Genomic DNA, 16809 nt, shown 5'->3' on the forward strand with positions numbered 1-16809 from the left:
TTTCATTTTAATCCATTAACAGAAACGTTTACTGTTCCGTTTATTTTAATAAAAGCAATAATAGCCTGATTCGTTAATTGAATTTTATCAAACTGAATGTCTTCCATTTTTCCATTAATAAAAACACCAGGCATTGGGGAATAATTTTTAAGATAAGTGGCCATGGTTTTTTTACCTTCTTCTAAATTAGGCTGTATAGAATATCGGCAGTTTTCTTCCATTTTTTTAGGATATAACCCTGAGCAAGCCAGTTTGCAGTTCGCATCAATTTACTTTTGGTGTCTAAAACATAGTCCAGTTTATCAAAATAAATTTCTTTGTTCTGAGGATTATATTGAGGAAATCCGTTTAAATATATGGTTCCGTTGACAGATCCTAAAACATCGAGTGCGATTACCATTTTTGCATCTTTATGCCAAATTTCAACATTTTTCACGGTTACCTTTTTGCTTTCCGAACCGAATTCCTGTCCTGCAAAATTTTTAGTCATGATTTTTGAGGCATCGACATAACTTGATATAGCAGCAATATTGGTCGTAATTTGATTTGGAATTTTAGCAACTGGTTTCAAAACAATTTTTGAAGCATTAAACTTAGATTCAGGTTGTTTGCCAATAACAGTTTCCATATTACATTTTATTCCCATATCCAGTAAAAATGAATCATTTTTAAGTTTTGCATTGCTAGAGTATATTTCTACCGGCGCAATTCTGAGCCAGCTCTCATAAGTTTCATTCATTTGAAAGGGAGTACAGATTTTTTCTAAAGCAGATAAAACATTTGGTTTAAAATCCATTGATTTTTCAATTGCATCATCTATGCTCTTTTCAATTTTAGATTTGAATATTGAGATTGCCGGATTTGCTAAATAAGTGATGGGTATGTTTTTTCCAAAAACGGTCATGGTAGGGCTTTCATTCCAGTCAAGAGATTTGAACTCTGTTTTTGTATTGAGTTTCCAGTTTGTCAAAGTGACCTCGCTTGATAAAGTAATGATGCCGTTTAAATTGAATTCACGTGTGTCATAAAGTTCAACGCCCATTTTTTTAGTGCCAATTCGGTATTTGATATTTGCTTTTAATGGTAAAATAGTTTTTATCTTTTTTATCTGCATTTGCAGGATCATTTTGAATTTTGATTGGTGCCTGTTTCCAGATTTTTATTTCGATATCATCATCCTTAATATCATTATCTTCGTAAATTAATCCGTTTAAAAGAGCATTGGTTTGATTTTCTATGTCTTTTAATTTTACCGTGATTGGCAAATTAATAAAAGACGGATTACTGTCATAAATCAACGGACTTGCATCATCTGGTTCAGGTTTTAATGTGGCTAGCTTTTGAGAAGTCGAACAGCTGATGAATAATGTTAAGATTATGAAAAGAACTGAAGAAAAAAGAAATTTCATTTGAAGGTTTTTTAGTAAAGCAAAATTAAGAAAACAATTATATTCTTTGAAAAAAGTGTAACAATTAGTCGATAATGTAGTCTTATTCTAAAAGTCATACGAAATTTATTAACTTTTTCTTACCATAAAATACGTAATTAAAATGTTATTATTGTCTTAAAATTCAGCGGTATTATGATTGAAATCAAAGATTTACATAAGTCCTATAAAATGGGAAGTTCAGAATTGCACGTACTAAAAGGAATAAATTTTAATATAGAAGAAGGCGAGCTGGTTGCCATAATGGGATCTTCGGGTTCCGGAAAATCGACCCTTCTGAATATTTTAGGGATTCTGGATGAAGCAGATTCTGGCAGCTATATCCTGGATAAAACTCCTATAAAAAAACTTAATGAAACAATTGCTTCCAGATATCGAAACAAATTTTTAGGATTTGTTTTTCAGTCTTTCAATTTAATAAATTATAAAACTGCACTGGATAATGTTGCCATGCCCTTATATTATCAGGGTGTTAAGAGAAAAGAACGTTATGATATTGCGATGAAATATCTGGAGAAAGTTGGTCTGGGGTCGCATTCACATCATTTGCCAAATGAACTTTCAGGAGGACAAAAACAACGTGTTGCAATTGCAAGGGCTCTGGCGTCAAACCCAAAAGTTTTACTGGCAGATGAGCCTACTGGTGCTTTAGATACAAAAACTTCTTATGAGGTTATGGAACTTATTCAGGGGATTAATGATGAAGGAAAAACCATTTTGATTGTTACCCACGAACCTGATATTGCTGCAATGTGCAAAAGAAATGTAGTCCTGAAAGATGGATTAATCATTGATGACAAAAAAGTAGAACAAGTTAGAGCTTCAGCGTATGTTTAATATTGAGCGTTGGCAGGAAATATTTGAAGCAATCTCCAAAAACAAGTTAAGAACTTTTTTGACAGGAGTTTCTGTTGCTTCGGGAATTTTTATTTTGGTGATTTTACTGGGTGCGGGAAAGGGGCTTCAGAACGGAATTGAAAAGCAGTTCGAGAATGATGCCAAAGGGATAATTGAAGTTTGGTCCGAAACAACAACCAAACAATATAAGGGGCTTAATCCAGGAAGGCAAATTCAGTTAAGAAATAGTGATTATGATCTTCCGGTTAAAAAGTTTGGCGATGAGATTGATAAAAAATCTTCTGTTCGCAGTACCTGGGGAGGAATTGTAAGTTATGGAAAAGAGTCGGGAAACTACCAATTTAGAGGAATTAGTCCGGATTATTTGTCTCTTGAAAATGCGACTATTATTAATGGACGTTTCATTAATAATAGCGATATGATAAATAATGAGAAAGTAGTAGCTATAGGTTTGAAGGTAAAGCAGGACCTGTTTAAAGAAGAAGATCCGATAGGGAAAGAGATTTTAGTCAATAATATTAATTTTAAAGTAATAGGGGTTTTTACAGATCCTTCAGGAGAACGTGAAGAATCAAGGGTTTATATGCCCATGTCTACCAATCAGCGGGCTTTTGGTGCAGGAGATAAAATAAACGGTATGCAGTTTGTTTTAAATAAAAAAATGAATTATGATGAAGCTTTAGCACAATCAAAAAAATTTACAGAAGAGGTAAAGGCACTTTTAAAAAGCAAAAATGTGGTTGCACCTGATGATGATAGTGGCATCAGAGCTTATAACTCTGTTGAAGAAGCTAAACAATTTTATGATTTAAATCTTTTTATAAGACTATTTTTTTGGTGGGTGGGTATTTGTACCATCATCGCCGGAGTAGTTGGAGTAAGTAACATTATGCTTATTGTTGTAAAAGAAAGAACAAAAGAAATTGGAATTAGAAAAGCGTTGGGAGCTTCTCCGTTTTCTATTATTTCCATGATTCTTCATGAGTCTATTTTTATAACCACTATTGCAGGTTTTACAGGTTTATTGGCGAGTCTTTTATTATTAGAATTTGTTGGGCCAATGGTTCAGAGTGAATATTTCAGAAATCCCGAAGTAGATTTTGGTGTTGCTTTAACAACACTTGTTTTACTTGTATTTGCAGGAGCAATGGCTGGTTTTTTTCCAGCATACAGAGCCGCTAAAATAAAACCTATTGTAGCACTTAGAGACGAATAAAATAAATATGTTTAGTAAAGATAATTGGGATGAGATTTTACAGGCTTTAACCGCCAACGTTTTCAGAACGGTTCTAACTGCATTTGGGGTATTTTGGGGCATATTTATTTTAGTAATATTACTTGCTGCAGGAAACGGACTCGAAAACGGTGTAAAAAAAGGGTTTGACGGAATAGCTACAAACACCATGTTTATGTGGAGTCAGACAACATCAAAAGCTTATAAAGGCTTGCCCAAGGTGCGACGTTATGATTTTAGAAACAGTGATGTTGCTTCTTTAAGAGAGGCTTTTCCGGATTTATTGTATGTGTCCCCACGAAATCAATTAGGTGATTTTAACGGAACAAATAATGTGGTTAGGGGAACAAAAACTTCAGCATTTACCATTTATGGGGATTATCCCGAACTGATTAAGCAACAGCCGATGGATATCATAAAAGGACGTTTTATCAATCAGCAGGATATTCTTGAAAGAAGAAAAAATAGCAGTGATTGGAAAAGGTGTTATTGCGGAGCTTTATGGAAAAGAAGAAGAAGCTGTTGGCACTTATGTGAAAATTAACGGAATAAATTTTATGGTCGTTGGGGTTTATAAATCGAAACAACAGGGAGGAAATGCAGAGCAGGAACAAAAAAATATTTTCATCCCTTTTACTACTTTTCAGCAGTCTTTTAATTATGGGGATAAAGTAGGCTGGATGGCACTTACTGCAAAAGATGAAACCTCCATTACAGATTTAAAGCCAAAGATTTTGGACAAAATAAAAGCACTTCATTCTATAAATCCTAAAGATGATCGTGCCGTAGGAAACTTCGATTTGTACGAACAGTTTAACAAGGTGCAAAGTCTTTTTACTATTTTAAAAATCATTGCCTATTTTGTAGGCACTTTGGTTTTGATTTCAGGCGTAATTGGTATATCTAATATTATGCTTATTGTGGTAAAAGAAAGAACTAAAGAAATTGGAATTCGAAGGGCGTTAGGAGCGACTCCAGCAGCTATAAGAGGACAAATTTTGTCAGAATCAATATTTTTAACCATCATTTCAGGTATGCTAGGAATTGCTGTTGCAACAGGGCTTATTGCACTTTTGAATATGTTTTTAGATTCAATGCCTCCAAACAGCAATACCATGTTTGCAAATCCAAGTGTAGATTTGCGGGTTGTATTTGTAGCTTTATTAATCCTTATTGGTTCAGGATTACTGGCCGGATTTATACCTGCACAGACGGCAATCAATGTAAAACCGGTGGATGCTTTACGAACAGAATAAATTATCAATCAAAATATAATCGAATTAACAACAAACAAAATGAAAAAAGGAGTAACCGTAACCATTTTAATTTTTATTGCTATAGTTTTCTTTGGCGCACTTTATTATCTGTATGCTAAAAATCAGGAGTCTCCAGTTGTTTTTAAAACTGAAAAAGCTGAAATTAAAACGATTGTAAAAAATACGATTGCAACAGGAAATATCCAGCCAGATGAAGAGGTTCTGATTAAACCTAATATTTCAGGTATTATTGAGTCTGTTTACATTAAGGCGGGTGAAAAAATCAAAGCAGGGGATATGATTGCAAAAATCAGGGTTGTTGCTAATGTTTCTAATGTAAGCAGTACTCAAAATCAGGTTCAGACCGCTAAAATTGCATTAGACAATCAGGAGAAAATCTATCAGAGACAAAAAACATTATTTGATAAAGATGTAATTTCTGCAAATGATTTTGATGCAGCCCAGCTAGCTTATAAACAGGCAAAACAAAATTATCTGTCAGCAAAACAAAGTCTGGATATCGTAAAAACAGGAACAACATCTTCATTAGGAAGCTATGCAAATACACTGATTCGTTCTACTGTAAACGGGATGGTTTTAGATGTGCCTGTAAAAGTTGGAAATCAGGTTATTGAAAGTAATAATTTTAATGAAGGAACTACAATAGCAAGCGTGGCAGATGTTGGGAGAATGATTTTTGTTGGAAAAATTGATGAATCTGAAGTAGGTAAAATAAAAGAAAGAATGCCTATTGAAATTACAATTGGAGCAATTGAAAACAAAAAATTCACGGCTGTTTTAACCTATATAGCTCCTAAGGGAGTAGTTGAAAACGGAGCTATCCAGTTTGAGATCAAAGCTTCTTTAGAAAACAATGATGCTACTTTTATCAGAGCCGGCTTAAGTGCAAATGCTTCTATTATTTTAGAGAAAGCAGACAAAGTTTTGGCTATTAAAGAATCATTGGTTCAGTTTGACAAAAAAACTCAAAAACCTTATGTTGAAATCGAAACAGCACCTCAAAAGTTCCAAAGAAAAGATGTAGTTCTGGGGGTAAGTGACGGGATTTATGTTCAGGTTAAAAGCGGTGTTAAGGCATCTGATAAAATTAAAATCTGGAATCAGGGACTCATCAATGAGGGTGAAGGCGAAAAAAAATAATTTGATTATTTAAAGCGATTTTTGGACTTATAAAACGTTAAATTTGCATGGTATCTGCTGTGCTTTCATTTCAAAATATATGAAAATAAATAAATATAATAGTTTTGTTTTTGCTCTCCTGTTTGGATTAGCATTATCTACACAGGCTCAAACAAAACAATGGACACTGGAAGAATGTGTACGTTATGCACTGGATAATAATATCACAATCAAACTATCTGAATTAGATGTTAAGAATTCTGTCATAGATAAAAGAGGAGCTTTAGGAAATTATCTGCCTGCTGTAAATGCAAATGCTTCACATTCATGGAATATTGGATTAAATCAAAATATTACAACAGGATTGCTTGAAAATCAAACTACACAATATTCATCAATTGGGGCGAGTGTTGGTGTCGATATTTACAAAGGTTTACAAAATCAGAATACTTATAGAAGAGCTAAACTGTCTATAGTTGCTTCAAAATATCAATTATTAAAGATGCAAGAAGATATTTCATTAAATGTCGCCAATGCATTTTTGGAAATTCTTTTCAATAAGGAAAATTTAAAAGTAAAAAAGGAACAGCTCGCTATTGATGAAAAACGATTTAAGCGTTCAGAAGAAATGGTAAATGCGGGTACAATTCCTCGCGGAGATTTATTCGATTTAAAAGCTACTGTGGCAACAGATCAACAAGCTATTATTGTAGCTGAGAATAGTTTGTTGATTTCTAAATTAAGTTTGGCTCAGTTATTACAACTTAAAGAATTTGCAGATTTTGATGTTACCGATAATACAAATGTACAGGATGAAAATAACATCATGGCGCAAAATCCAACTGATATTTATAATAAGGCAAAGGAAACAAGAACAGAATTAAAGCTTGCAGAAACTAATCTGGAAATTGCGCAAAAAAATGTATCTATTGCGAAAGGAGCTTATCAGCCAACTTTGAGTGCTTTTTATAACTTTAATACCAGAGCAAGCTATTCAGATATTATTACAGGATCTACTTTAAATACGGCAAATCCAACCAATCAAATAGGCTTTGTTGAAGGAACTAATCAGTCTGTGTTACAGAATAATTACTCACCTGTTTTGGGAAATGCGGCGCCTATTCTGGATCAGTTTGATAATAATAAAGGACAGTCTTTTGGAGTTCAGTTATCTATTCCGATTTTCAACGGATTCTCTACAAGAAATAATGTAGAACGTAATAAAGTAAGCCTGGAAAAATCTAAAATTGATCTTGAGCAAAAAAGTTTAGATTTGCAGCGTAATGTTTATACTGCTTTTACGGATGCAAAAGGAGCGTTAAATGCTTATGAATCATCAACAATAACCTTAGAAGCAAGACAACAGTCTTATAATTATGCTAAAGAAAAGTATGATGTTGGCTTGATGAACTCTTTCGATTTTACCCAGGCACAAACTTTGTTAACGAACGCACAATCAGATGTAATTAGAGCAAAATACGATTACATGTTTAAAATAAAGATACTTGAATTCTACTTCGGAATTCCAATTGTCCCAATTATCAAAAACTAATTATCATGTCAAAAAAAACAATTTATTTCTTAATTGGCGGTGCAATAATTATAATTGCGGCTTTAATAGGACTTTCTAAATCGGGAGTGATAGGAAATAAGGACGAAGGAAAAGAAGTAGAGATATCAAAAGTTATAGCTTCCACAATTGTTGAAACTGTTTCGGCTACAGGTAAAATTCAACCAGAAATAGAAGTCAAGATTTCTCCGGAAGTTTCGGGCGAAATTATTTTATTAAATGTAAAAGAGGGGCAGGTTGTTAAAAAGGGAGATTTATTAGTGAAAATAAATCCGGATTTATACACTTCAAGTTACAATCGTTCAGTTTCAAATTTATCAGGTACCAAGGCGGGATTAACGCAGTCGGAAGCTAGTTTTAAAGAAGCAAAAGCGAATTATGAACGTAATAAAACTTTGTATGACAAAGGTGTTATTTCAAAGTCTGACTGGGATAAAGCTATAGCTTCTTTTGAAGTTGCAAAAGCTACAAGACAAAGTTCTTACTATAATGTTCAGAGTGCTTCTGCATCGGTAAATGAAGCAAAAGATAATTTAGGACGTACTACAATATATTCTCCTGCAGACGGAACCATTTCTGTACTAAATGTAGAATTGGGTGAACGAGTTTTAGGAACACAGCAAATGGCAGGAACTGAACTTTTAAGAGTGGCCAACCTTAATAATATGGAGGTTGAAGTTGATGTTAATGAGAATGATATTGTAAAAATAAAAATTGGAGACGAAGCGAATGTTGAAGTAGATGCTTATCTAAAAAAGAAATTTAAAGGTGTTGTAACCAGTATTTCTAATTCGGCAAGTACGACTTTAACATCAGATCAGGTAACTAATTTTAAGGTTAAGGTTAGAATTTTAAAAGAATCTTATCAGGATTTGCTTGAAGGAAAACCATCTTCATATTCTCCATTTAGACCAGGTATGACTGCAACTGTTGATATTATCACTACAACAAAAACAAATGTTTTGGCAGTACCTATCAGCTCTGTTGTGGTAAAATCGGATACAACTGCTGTGAAAGATTTTAAAGTTGAGGATCCGAATGAGAAAAAAACAGCGCCAAAAAGCGATAAAAAATTTGAATGTGTTTTTGTAAAAGTGGGTGATAAAGCAAAAATCAGAATTATCAAAACCGGAATTCAGGATGATACTAATATCGAGGTGATTTCAGGATTGAAACCAGGCGATGTGGTAATTACCGGACCTTACACGACTGTTTCCAAAGAATTAAATTCCGGGGATAAAGTGAAGCTTAAAAAGACTGAAACCTCGAAGAAATAAATCGATACAATTAACTTTAAATAAAAAATTTTGTCTTTTATTCTTAATATCGAAACCGCTACCAAAAATTGTTCGGTAGCAATTGCTAAAGATGGCGAAACAATTATTTGCAAAGAAATTGCAGAAGAAGGTTATTCACATGCCGAAAAGCTACATGTTTTTATTGAAGAAATAATAGCTGAATCAGGGATTTCTGTTCACGATTTAGTCGCAGTTGCTGTAAGCCAGGGACCAGGTTCTTATACCGGACTTAGGATTGGGGTTTCAGCAGCAAAGGGATTGTGTTTTGCTTTAAATATTCCGTTGATTGCAGTAGATACTTTACAAACCTTGGCATCTCAGGCTAAAATTTCTGAGGGCAAAATAATTGCAATGCTGGACGCGCGGAGAATGGAAGTTTACAGTGCAATTTTTAGTGCTGAATTAAAAACTGAAAGAGCAATTCTGGCAGAAGTTATTGACGAAAATTCATTTAAAGATTTTACAGAAAAGCTGTATTTTGTTGGTGACTGTACAGAAAAATGCAAGACAGTATTAACTAAAGAGAATTTTGTGTTTTTAGAAGATATCAAATATCCTTCAGCTGCCGCAATGAGTAAAATTAGTTACGATAAATATCAAAAAAGCGACACTGTAGATGTCGCTTACTTTGAACCTTATTATTTAAAAGATTTTATGGTTGCTGCACCAAAAAAGCAATAATGTTTTTATTTCTGTACTGTATATGGCTGAATAGCAATACCTGCTTCATCTAATGCTATTTTGCAATTCTCTAAAGTTTCAGAAAAAACGGCTCCGTAATTTTCATTTTTTGCCCAGGGACGAACAGCAAAATCAATAGAACTTGCCGATAAATTTTTTACAAATACTTCAGGTGCAGGAGTTTTGAGGACCTTAGGATTTCTAATTAAAACATCTAGTAATATGTCTTTAGCTTTTTTGATATCTGAATCATATGAAACAGAAAAGGTCAAATCAGCTTTTCGCTCACCCTGCATTGAATAATTGATTATATTTCCATTAGATAAAGCTCCATTAGGTACAAAAACTGTTTGGTTATTACCCGTAACTAATTTTGTAACAAAAATTTGAATTTCGACTACGGTTGCAATCACTCCTTGTGCCTCAATTGTGTCTCCTACTTTAAAAGGCTTAAAAACAATAATTAGCATTCCGCCCGCAAAATTTGAAAGTGAACCCTGTAGTGATAAGCCAACCGCAAGTCCCATGGCTCCTAAAATGGCTACAAATGATGAAGTTTCAATTCCGAGTTTTGAAATAAAGGTTACAAATAACAATATTCTTAAGACCCAAAGCAAAATATCAGCAAGAAACTTAGTTAATGTAGGGTCTAAATGTCTTTTGACCATTATTTTTCTAATAATTCTGTTTATCAGTCTTATAGCATATAAGCCTACAAATAAAATTAGAAATGCCGAGATCAACTTCGGTGAATAATCAATTAAAATATCAATAAATTTCGTTGCGTAACTGGAAAGCTGGTTTGGGTTTACATCCATATTTTAGATAAAAAAACCTTCTAAATGAGAAGGTATATTAATTGTGCAAATATAAAAATTTGCTATGAAAAAAAAGTCTTAATCATTACAAGATATAACTGTTATTAGTCAGTTTCTGTTATTGGCTTTTCGCTAATATCTACAACAGTATCATAAACAATTGGCTGCTTATCATCACTTTCTATACTTTCTTTTACAGCATCAACAATGTCATTTATAGAGTCAGCGGTTTTTTCTGCATATTCACTTAGTATGTCTTTGGCATGATTAGTAAACTCAGCAGCATCTTCCAGTATTGGTTCAGAAACTTCTTTGAGTTTATTTAAAGTTTCTTCAACTAAGTTTTCTGTTTTTTCAATGTATGCTTTTTCGCCAGTATGTTGATCTGGGTTTTCTATTTGAGTTGACCTTTCCTGATTTTTGCCAAATAAATTTTTAAAAAACGATGATAATCCCATGTTACAAAGCTTATTAAGTTACAATACAATATTAAGTATTTTGAATTTAGTATTGTGTTATATTTTAGTAAAATCTTCAATGAAGTGGTGGATTAGGAATAAAAAAAACGCCTTTATTAGGCGTTTTTATGGGTAATTGAATTGATTTGTTTTTTATGCGTTTAGCGCTTCAACAGTGATCTGCTCATCATTTAGCATACTTTTCAGCATGTTTTCTATACCGCTTTTTAAAGTAAATGTAGAAGACGGACAGCCGCTGCATGCTCCCTGTAAAATAACTTTTACAACTTTGTTGTCTTCATTATAAGAATCAAAAGCAATGTTTCCTCCATCTGCTGCAACCGCTGGTTTTACATATTCCTCCAGAATGTTAATGATTTGTTGGGAAGTAACATCTAATTTGTCAAAAGCTTCATCTTTGGTTACATCATTTTTAGTAGCAGTTTCAATTAAACTTTCATCTAAAACGGTTCCTCCGTTTTCAATAAATTGTTTGATGAAAGTTCTAAGTTCAAGTGTAATTTCTTCCCAGTTATTGATTTCGTATTTCGTTACCGAAATGTAATTTTCATCAATAAAAACTTCTTTTACATAAGGAAATTTGAATAATTCCTGAGCCAACGGAGAAGAAGCTGTCTGGTCAATGTTTTTGTATTCAACAGCATTTCGGGTTAGCATTCTGCTTACCACAAATTTTAATGCAGCCGGATTAGGAGTTGTTTCCCCGTAAACTGTAATTGGCTGTTTTTTAGGTTTGTTTTCGTCTATATTCACAATAGTTCCGCCTTTATTTACAAAAGCTTCAATTTGCTCGGCTACTGCATCCTGGACATCTTCCCATTCTACGATACTGAATCTTTCTACAGCGATAAAATTTCCAGAAATGTAAACAGTCTTTACGAATGGAAGATAAAATAACTGCTGGGCTAATGGTGATGATTGTGCTTCATCAATGTTTTTAAACTCAAAATTTTGATTTTGTGTAATGAAATCATCAAATTCAAACTTTATAATGGTAGGATTTTGAGTTTCTTTTATAGTGATTTTTGCCATGTCTTTATATTTTTTGTAAATTTAATAAAGTTATCTTCTACTAATAGCTATATTTGGTTTTTTAATAAAACAATTAAGATTCTTTTTGTAATCAATCTTGTTAAATTTAAAACACGGCTAATAAGTTTATTTGCATGAAATTGAAAATCAGAATCTTGTTTGGTTTTATGATTACTTCATTCTATTCTTATTCACAAGAAGGAATTCCGGTATATTCTGATTATTTGTCAGATAATTATTACTTGATTCATCCTTCTATGGCTGGTGCTGCAAATTGTGCAAAAATAAGGCTTACTGCCAGAAAGCAGTGGTTTGGTCAGGATGATGCGCCCTCTTTACAAACGTTAAGTTTTAATGGAAGAATTGGAGAAAGATCCGGCGCAGGGATTATTGTTTTTAACGATAAAAATGGATATCATTCACAAAAAGGAGTAAAGCTTACTTATGCACATCATATTATGTTTTCAAGAAGTGAACTGGATTTGAATCAGCTTTCTTTTGGTATTAGCGGAGGCATGATTCAGAGTCAGCTGGATGAAACTTCATTTGGAGGAACTTTTGATCCAATTGTTTTTGGATCAATACAAAACGATTCTTATTTCAATGTTGATGTAGGGGCATCTTATAATTTTTTGGATTTTTATGCCCATTTAACTGTCCAGGGACTTATAGAAACCAGAAGGCAATTATATACGGATTATGAAAGTGATAATTTGAGAAAATTTCTTTTAAGTGCGGGATATGTTTTTGGAAAAAGTGAAAATATTACATGGGAACCTTCAATTTTATTTCAGTATTTTGATCAGACAAAAGAAAAATCTATCGACCTGAATTTAAAAGCGTATAAAAATATGGACTTTGGAAGTATATGGGCTGCACTGTCTTACAGAAGAAGTTTTGACGGAGCGAGATACAGCGGAGGAAGCGGATCAGGTGACCAAAAATTACAGTATATAACTCCTATTGTTGGTCTTAATTATAAAAAATTCATGTTTGCTTATACCTATTCAAACGTAACGGGTGATGTGAAATTTGATACAGGAGGATATCATCAGATTACTCTTGGAATTAATTTATTTTGTAAAAGAGAACGCTACGATTGTAAATGTCCAGCGGTTAATTAAATTTAAATATCATGTTGATAAAAGCTGTAAACGGAAAATCTCCTGTAATTCCTGATGATTGTTATGTTGCTGAAAATGCTACTATTGTTGGCGATGTAACTTTTGGTGATTTATGCAGTGTTTGGTTTAATGCTGTAATTAGGGGAGACGTAAATTTTATTAAAATTGGAAATAAAGTAAATATTCAGGACGGGGCGATTATACATTGTACGTATCAAAAGCATGCCACAATTATTGGCAATAATGTTTCAATTGGGCACAATGCTATTGTACATGGTTGTACTATTCAGGACAATGTTTTGATTGGAATGGGAGCGATTGTAATGGACAATTGCGTTGTAGAAAGTAATTCGATTATTGCAGCCGGAGCGGTTTTAACACAAAATACAGTTGTAACCTCAGGAAGTATTTATGCTGGTGTCCCTGCCAAAAAAGTGAAAGATATTGATCAGTCAGATTTTGCAGGTGAAATTGAGCGTATCTCAAATAACTATGTGATGTATTCGGGCTGGTTTAAAGAATAATTCAGAATATATAAAAAGGAATATTTAAATTCCAATCTAGTTCGAACAGAATTGGAATTTGAAATTTTTTATTTTGGAATTTAAATAAGCTATAAATTGATTCTTTCGAAAAAGGCATTTTTGTAGCTTTCGCTAATAGGAATTCGTTTATCACTAATCAAAACCTTATTTTTTTGTATTGATTTTACATGTTTGATGTTGATAATATAAGACCTGTGTATTCTCGAAAATCCTTTGCTGAAAAGCAAATTTTCTAATTTTATCAGGCTAATCAGAGTGAGTGTGAATTTATTGTCTGTTGTATAAATTTTCACGTAATCTTTTAAACCTTCGATAAATAAAATATCAGCGAAATTCATTTTAACATTTTCATATTCAGCCCTTACAAACATAAAATCCTGTTCTAATTCAGGAATTGTAGTGTTTTCAGAAATAGCCTGAACGGTTGGAGGATTTAAAATTTGCTGTGCTCTGACTACAGCCTTCAGGAATCGGTGAAACGGAATTGGTTTTACTAAATAATCTACTGCACCAAGATTAAAACCTTCAACAGCATAATCAGAATAAGCTGTTGTGAAAATAATTAAAGGCTTTTTTTCGATAGTATTTAAGAATTCAATACCTGAAAAATGAGGCATCTGGATATCAAGGAAAATTAAATCTACATTGTTTTGATTAATAAAAGACACTGCATCAATAGCATTATTAAAAGTGCTTATTAATTCTAATGAATCTACTTTGCTAACAAAATCTTTTAGTAAATCTACTGCTAAAGGTTCATCATCTATAATTACACATTTCATCTTTTTAGATTTAAATTTTAATAAATTAATCGGGTCAAAAGTAGCTTTAAACAAACGACTTACATTTTAAAATTTAGTTAAATATTGAGTAAGCTAATTTCGTTTATTGTTGATTTATTGAATGTCAGTTTGTATTTTATCTAATTTCAAATTCAGATGTACGCGATAATATTGGCTGTCTTGTTTTATTGTCAACTCATGTGCATTAGGATATAGCAAATCCAGCCTGCTTTGAATGTTTGCTAAACCAATACCTGAATTTTCAGGGTCTTTTTCATAATTTTCAATTGTATTTTCTGTCCAAAAATCGAGATCATTTTCAATAATGATAACCTTGATTTTTACATGAGCAACTCCTTTATAATCAGTACCGTATTTAAAGGCATTTTCAATAAATGAAATTAATAATAAAGGCTCGATGAATTTATTTTTAGGATCTCCGTGAATATTTATAACTATGTCTTCAATATTGTTGAGTCTCAATTTTTGTAATTCAATATAATTCTGAATATAATTGATCTCTTTTTCTAAAGCCACCGTTTTGTTGTCTGTTTCATACAGCATATACCGCATTAATTCTGATAATGTTACGATGGCATCAGGAACCAAATCAGATTTTTTATGAGCCAAAGAATAGATGCTGTTGAGGGAATTAAATAAAAAATGTGGATTAGTCTGTTTTCGTAAATAATTCAATTCAGTATTAGTCCTGTGTGTTTCGGCAATTAATTTGTTTTGCTGGTTTTGATAAAATTCTGTTAAGGTCCTAATTATCGCACTAATGGTCGTAATTAAAAGATAGAAAAATGACGGCCCAATTTTAAAAAAAAGTGGCTGTTTATGCTGACGGACTTTCATTCTGCCTTCTTTCAAAAACATCTTTACTTCCTCTGGCATCATTTTAGGTGGCATCATGTTTTGCATACGTAAATGATTGAATTCAGGAAAAAAATAATTAATTCGGATAATCATAAAAAGTAAAATCAGTGCCAGGACAAAAATAAAATACAGCCAATATTTTTTTTCGAGAAGCAATACGGGTACCAGATAAAAATAGTTGAGATAAAATAAAATAATTCCGGTTCCCCATTGTACATAGAAATCATTATTAATTCTAAAAGGACTTTCGTAAAACTGAATCAATGATGTCAGTATAAAGAACGTCCATATAGTAATATGGAATAAAACTTTATTTGAATTTCTATTTTTAAGGGTACCGATATTCATTTACATTTTTATTTTTAATAAAATTAAATCATTTTTGGTTACCGATGGCGATCTGTTTTGATAGAGTTTTTTTATAACTAATCCGGCAACTTTTAAGGCGTCATCTTCTGAGTTAAAACTTTTTGCGTCACTAATAACCGGAATTATGGTTTGCTTGATTATAACTTTATCTTTATGCGAAATTGTATATCCCCAGCCCGAAGCGGTTTTTATAGATTCAGCATGTAGTGCTTTTTTTGTGTACAAGCTGTCAACTGTAGGAAAAATAGAATAAAAAGCAAATTCTTCCAGAATAATCTCCGGAAGAATTTTAAATTTGGGGAATTAATTATCATCGTCATTTTGTTCTTCTAAAGGTTTGAACTCCCAGGCATCATCGAAGTAGGTTGAACCAATTCGTCCTAACATTAAAAAGCCTCTGTTGTTAATGGCAAAACCTACGGCATCAGTTCTGGCTGCTCCTTCAAGAGCTGTTCTCTCTATCCAAAGATCAGTTGTTGGGTTATATTCCCATACCGTTTTGATGCCCTCACCGCCTACGATATAACCTAATCCATTCAGGCTGAAACTCGATGCGTTTGAACGGGTTATTGCATAGTCATCGTTCCAGCTGTAATCATCATCGTCGTCCTGATCAATGTCTCGCAGCTTTGTCCAAACTTCAGTTGCAGGATTAAATTCATAGAAATCTTCCTGATAGGTTCCGTTATTTACACCAGTTCCTAGATAAGCTAAATCATTTATAACGAATACAGTAGCATTTCGTCTTTTATTTCCACTAAATCCACTAACAAGTTTCCATGTATTGTCAGTGTCGTTATACTGATAGAAATCTTTTAGATAATTTCCGTCATAACCAGTTCCGAAATACGCTTTTCCGCCTACCTGAAAACCAACAGCTCCATAACGTGCTGTTCCTCCAAAATCAGCTTTTGCCTCCCAGCTATTGCTCACAGGATCGTACTGGTAAAAGTCTTTCAGCTTATTAGTTCCATCATATCCAAGACCAATATAGCCTTTATTATTAAGTTCAAAAGCAGATGCGGAACTTCTTCCTGTTCCGGCAAAATCAGCTTTTTGCTCCCAATAATCACCATTTGAGTTGTAAGCCCATAAATCTTTTAAATATTCGTCTCCTGTGTAACCTGTCGCAACATAAGCATAATCTCCAATAACAAAATTGGCAGCACTAGATCTGGCAGGTCCGTCAAATGCAGATTTTTTAATCCAGTTACCTATTAATTCATCATCATCATCATCGTTACTGCAGCCTGTAAAAAAAAGCCTGATAGCAGAGTAGCGAATAATATCCCTTTT

The 16809-nt window shown here is 33.0% G+C and carries 16 protein-coding genes and 2 pseudogenes; 9 read left to right on the plus strand and 9 right to left on the minus strand.

Annotated elements, in window-relative coordinates; all coding sequences use genetic code 11:
• Positions 1-2: 2 nt before the first annotated feature.
• Together P5P89_RS12405 and P5P89_RS21795 are read right to left on the minus strand one after the other, a co-directional pair.
• Positions 3-1126: pseudogene (locus P5P89_RS12405) on the minus strand (DUF4403 family protein).
• The gene (locus P5P89_RS21795; protein ID WP_422851750.1) at positions 1047-1409 is read right to left on the minus strand and encodes a DUF4403 family protein; all 363 of its coding nucleotides are present in this window, start codon (positions 1407-1409) and stop codon (positions 1047-1049) included. Before P5P89_RS21795 ends, P5P89_RS12405 begins: the two are co-directional and overlap by 80 nt.
• A gap of 174 nt (positions 1410-1583) precedes the next feature.
• On the opposite strand from P5P89_RS21795, the gene P5P89_RS12410 reads away from it, so the two are divergent.
• The 7 genes and pseudogenes from P5P89_RS12410 to tsaB all read left to right on the plus strand — a co-directional run bounded on the left by P5P89_RS12410 (position 1584) and on the right by tsaB (position 9485).
• A complete protein-coding gene (locus P5P89_RS12410) occupies positions 1584-2285 on the plus strand; it encodes an ABC transporter ATP-binding protein (RefSeq protein WP_243236237.1) in 702 nt (233 codons plus the stop codon).
• The gene (locus P5P89_RS12415) at positions 2278-3522 is read left to right on the plus strand and encodes an ABC transporter permease (RefSeq protein WP_223679648.1); all 1245 of its coding nucleotides are present in this window, start codon (positions 2278-2280) and stop codon (positions 3520-3522) included. The genes P5P89_RS12410 and P5P89_RS12415 overlap by 8 nt, the downstream gene beginning before the upstream one ends.
• A 7-nt stretch (positions 3523-3529) precedes the next feature.
• Positions 3530-4796: pseudogene (locus P5P89_RS12420) on the plus strand (ABC transporter permease).
• A 39-nt stretch (positions 4797-4835) separates the two neighbouring features.
• Complete coding sequence (locus P5P89_RS12425) at positions 4836-5957, plus strand: efflux RND transporter periplasmic adaptor subunit (protein WP_278008607.1); 1122 nt, start codon at positions 4836-4838, stop codon at positions 5955-5957.
• Between the two features lie 79 nt (positions 5958-6036).
• Positions 6037-7488, plus strand: coding sequence for a TolC family protein (locus P5P89_RS12430; protein WP_278008608.1), 1452 nt, complete (start codon positions 6037-6039; stop codon positions 7486-7488).
• A 5-nt stretch (positions 7489-7493) separates the two neighbouring features.
• Entirely contained in the window at positions 7494-8783 is a 1290-nt protein-coding gene (locus tag P5P89_RS12435; RefSeq protein WP_278008609.1) for an efflux RND transporter periplasmic adaptor subunit, read from the plus strand.
• 30 nt (positions 8784-8813) lie between these two features.
• Complete coding sequence (gene tsaB, locus P5P89_RS12440) at positions 8814-9485, plus strand: tRNA (adenosine(37)-N6)-threonylcarbamoyltransferase complex dimerization subunit type 1 TsaB (protein ID WP_278008610.1); 672 nt, start codon at positions 8814-8816, stop codon at positions 9483-9485.
• Between the two features lie 5 nt (positions 9486-9490).
• Here tsaB and P5P89_RS12445 read toward each other — a convergent pair whose 3' ends face one another.
• The 3 genes from P5P89_RS12445 to P5P89_RS12455 all read right to left on the minus strand — a co-directional run bounded on the left by P5P89_RS12445 (position 9491) and on the right by P5P89_RS12455 (position 11814).
• The gene (locus P5P89_RS12445) at positions 9491-10303 is read right to left on the minus strand and encodes a mechanosensitive ion channel family protein (RefSeq protein WP_278008611.1); all 813 of its coding nucleotides are present in this window, start codon (positions 10301-10303) and stop codon (positions 9491-9493) included.
• A 104-nt stretch (positions 10304-10407) separates the two neighbouring features.
• Positions 10408-10761, minus strand: a complete 354-nt coding sequence (locus tag P5P89_RS12450; RefSeq protein WP_278008612.1) for a YtxH domain-containing protein — start codon at positions 10759-10761, stop codon at positions 10408-10410.
• Positions 10762-10914: 153 nt separating this feature from the next.
• Complete coding sequence (locus tag P5P89_RS12455) at positions 10915-11814, minus strand: NifU family protein (RefSeq protein WP_269234692.1); 900 nt, start codon at positions 11812-11814, stop codon at positions 10915-10917.
• Positions 11815-11948: 134 nt separating this feature from the next.
• Between P5P89_RS12455 and P5P89_RS12460 the strand changes: the two genes are divergently transcribed.
• Complete coding sequence (locus P5P89_RS12460; RefSeq protein ID WP_278008613.1) at positions 11949-12938, plus strand: PorP/SprF family type IX secretion system membrane protein; 990 nt, start codon at positions 11949-11951, stop codon at positions 12936-12938.
• Between the two features lie 11 nt (positions 12939-12949).
• Entirely contained in the window at positions 12950-13462 is a 513-nt protein-coding gene (locus tag P5P89_RS12465; protein ID WP_278008614.1) for a gamma carbonic anhydrase family protein, read from the plus strand.
• 89 nt (positions 13463-13551) lie between these two features.
• On the opposite strand, the gene P5P89_RS12470 is transcribed toward P5P89_RS12465, so the two are convergent.
• The 4 genes from P5P89_RS12470 to P5P89_RS12485 form a co-directional block, all read right to left on the minus strand.
• Positions 13552-14265, minus strand: a complete 714-nt coding sequence (locus P5P89_RS12470; RefSeq protein ID WP_278008615.1) for a LytR/AlgR family response regulator transcription factor — start codon at positions 14263-14265, stop codon at positions 13552-13554.
• 114 nt (positions 14266-14379) lie between these two features.
• A complete protein-coding gene (locus tag P5P89_RS12475; protein ID WP_278008616.1) occupies positions 14380-15492 on the minus strand; it encodes a sensor histidine kinase in 1113 nt (370 codons plus the stop codon).
• Entirely contained in the window at positions 15493-15738 is a 246-nt protein-coding gene (locus P5P89_RS12480; RefSeq protein WP_278008618.1) for a DUF4907 domain-containing protein, read from the minus strand.
• A gap of 78 nt (positions 15739-15816) precedes the next feature.
• On the minus strand, positions 15817-16446 hold the full coding sequence (locus tag P5P89_RS12485) for a Kelch repeat-containing protein (protein WP_278008619.1): 630 nt from the start codon (positions 16444-16446) through the stop codon (positions 15817-15819).
• Positions 16447-16809: the final 363 nt, after the last annotated feature.

The sequence above is a fragment of the Flavobacterium gyeonganense genome (assembly GCF_029625295.1).
In the GTDB taxonomy this organism is placed as follows: domain Bacteria; phylum Bacteroidota; class Bacteroidia; order Flavobacteriales; family Flavobacteriaceae; genus Flavobacterium; species Flavobacterium gyeonganense.

What these genes read in the sequence shown, in the direction of transcription:
- P5P89_RS21795 (WP_422851750.1), bottom strand. Translation starts at nt 1,409, where the DNA reads ATGAAATTTCTTTTTTCTTCAGTTCTTTTCATAATCTTAACATTATTC.
- P5P89_RS12465 (WP_278008614.1), top strand. Translation starts at nt 12,950, where the DNA reads ATGTTGATAAAAGCTGTAAACGGAAAATCTCCTGTAATTCCTGATGAT.
- P5P89_RS12425 (WP_278008607.1), top strand. Translation starts at nt 4,836, where the DNA reads ATGAAAAAAGGAGTAACCGTAACCATTTTAATTTTTATTGCTATAGTT.
- P5P89_RS12445 (WP_278008611.1), bottom strand. Translation starts at nt 10,303, where the DNA reads ATGGATGTAAACCCAAACCAGCTTTCCAGTTACGCAACGAAATTTATT.
- P5P89_RS12475 (WP_278008616.1), bottom strand. Translation starts at nt 15,492, where the DNA reads ATGAATATCGGTACCCTTAAAAATAGAAATTCAAATAAAGTTTTATTC.
- P5P89_RS12455 (WP_269234692.1), bottom strand. Translation starts at nt 11,814, where the DNA reads ATGGCAAAAATCACTATAAAAGAAACTCAAAATCCTACCATTATAAAG.
- P5P89_RS12435 (WP_278008609.1), top strand. Translation starts at nt 7,494, where the DNA reads ATGTCAAAAAAAACAATTTATTTCTTAATTGGCGGTGCAATAATTATA.
- P5P89_RS12460 (WP_278008613.1), top strand. Translation starts at nt 11,949, where the DNA reads ATGAAATTGAAAATCAGAATCTTGTTTGGTTTTATGATTACTTCATTC.
- P5P89_RS12415 (WP_223679648.1), top strand. Translation starts at nt 2,278, where the DNA reads ATGTTTAATATTGAGCGTTGGCAGGAAATATTTGAAGCAATCTCCAAA.
- P5P89_RS12450 (WP_278008612.1), bottom strand. Translation starts at nt 10,761, where the DNA reads ATGGGATTATCATCGTTTTTTAAAAATTTATTTGGCAAAAATCAGGAA.
- P5P89_RS12430 (WP_278008608.1), top strand. Translation starts at nt 6,037, where the DNA reads ATGAAAATAAATAAATATAATAGTTTTGTTTTTGCTCTCCTGTTTGGA.
- P5P89_RS12410 (WP_243236237.1), top strand. Translation starts at nt 1,584, where the DNA reads ATGATTGAAATCAAAGATTTACATAAGTCCTATAAAATGGGAAGTTCA.
- P5P89_RS12470 (WP_278008615.1), bottom strand. Translation starts at nt 14,265, where the DNA reads ATGAAATGTGTAATTATAGATGATGAACCTTTAGCAGTAGATTTACTA.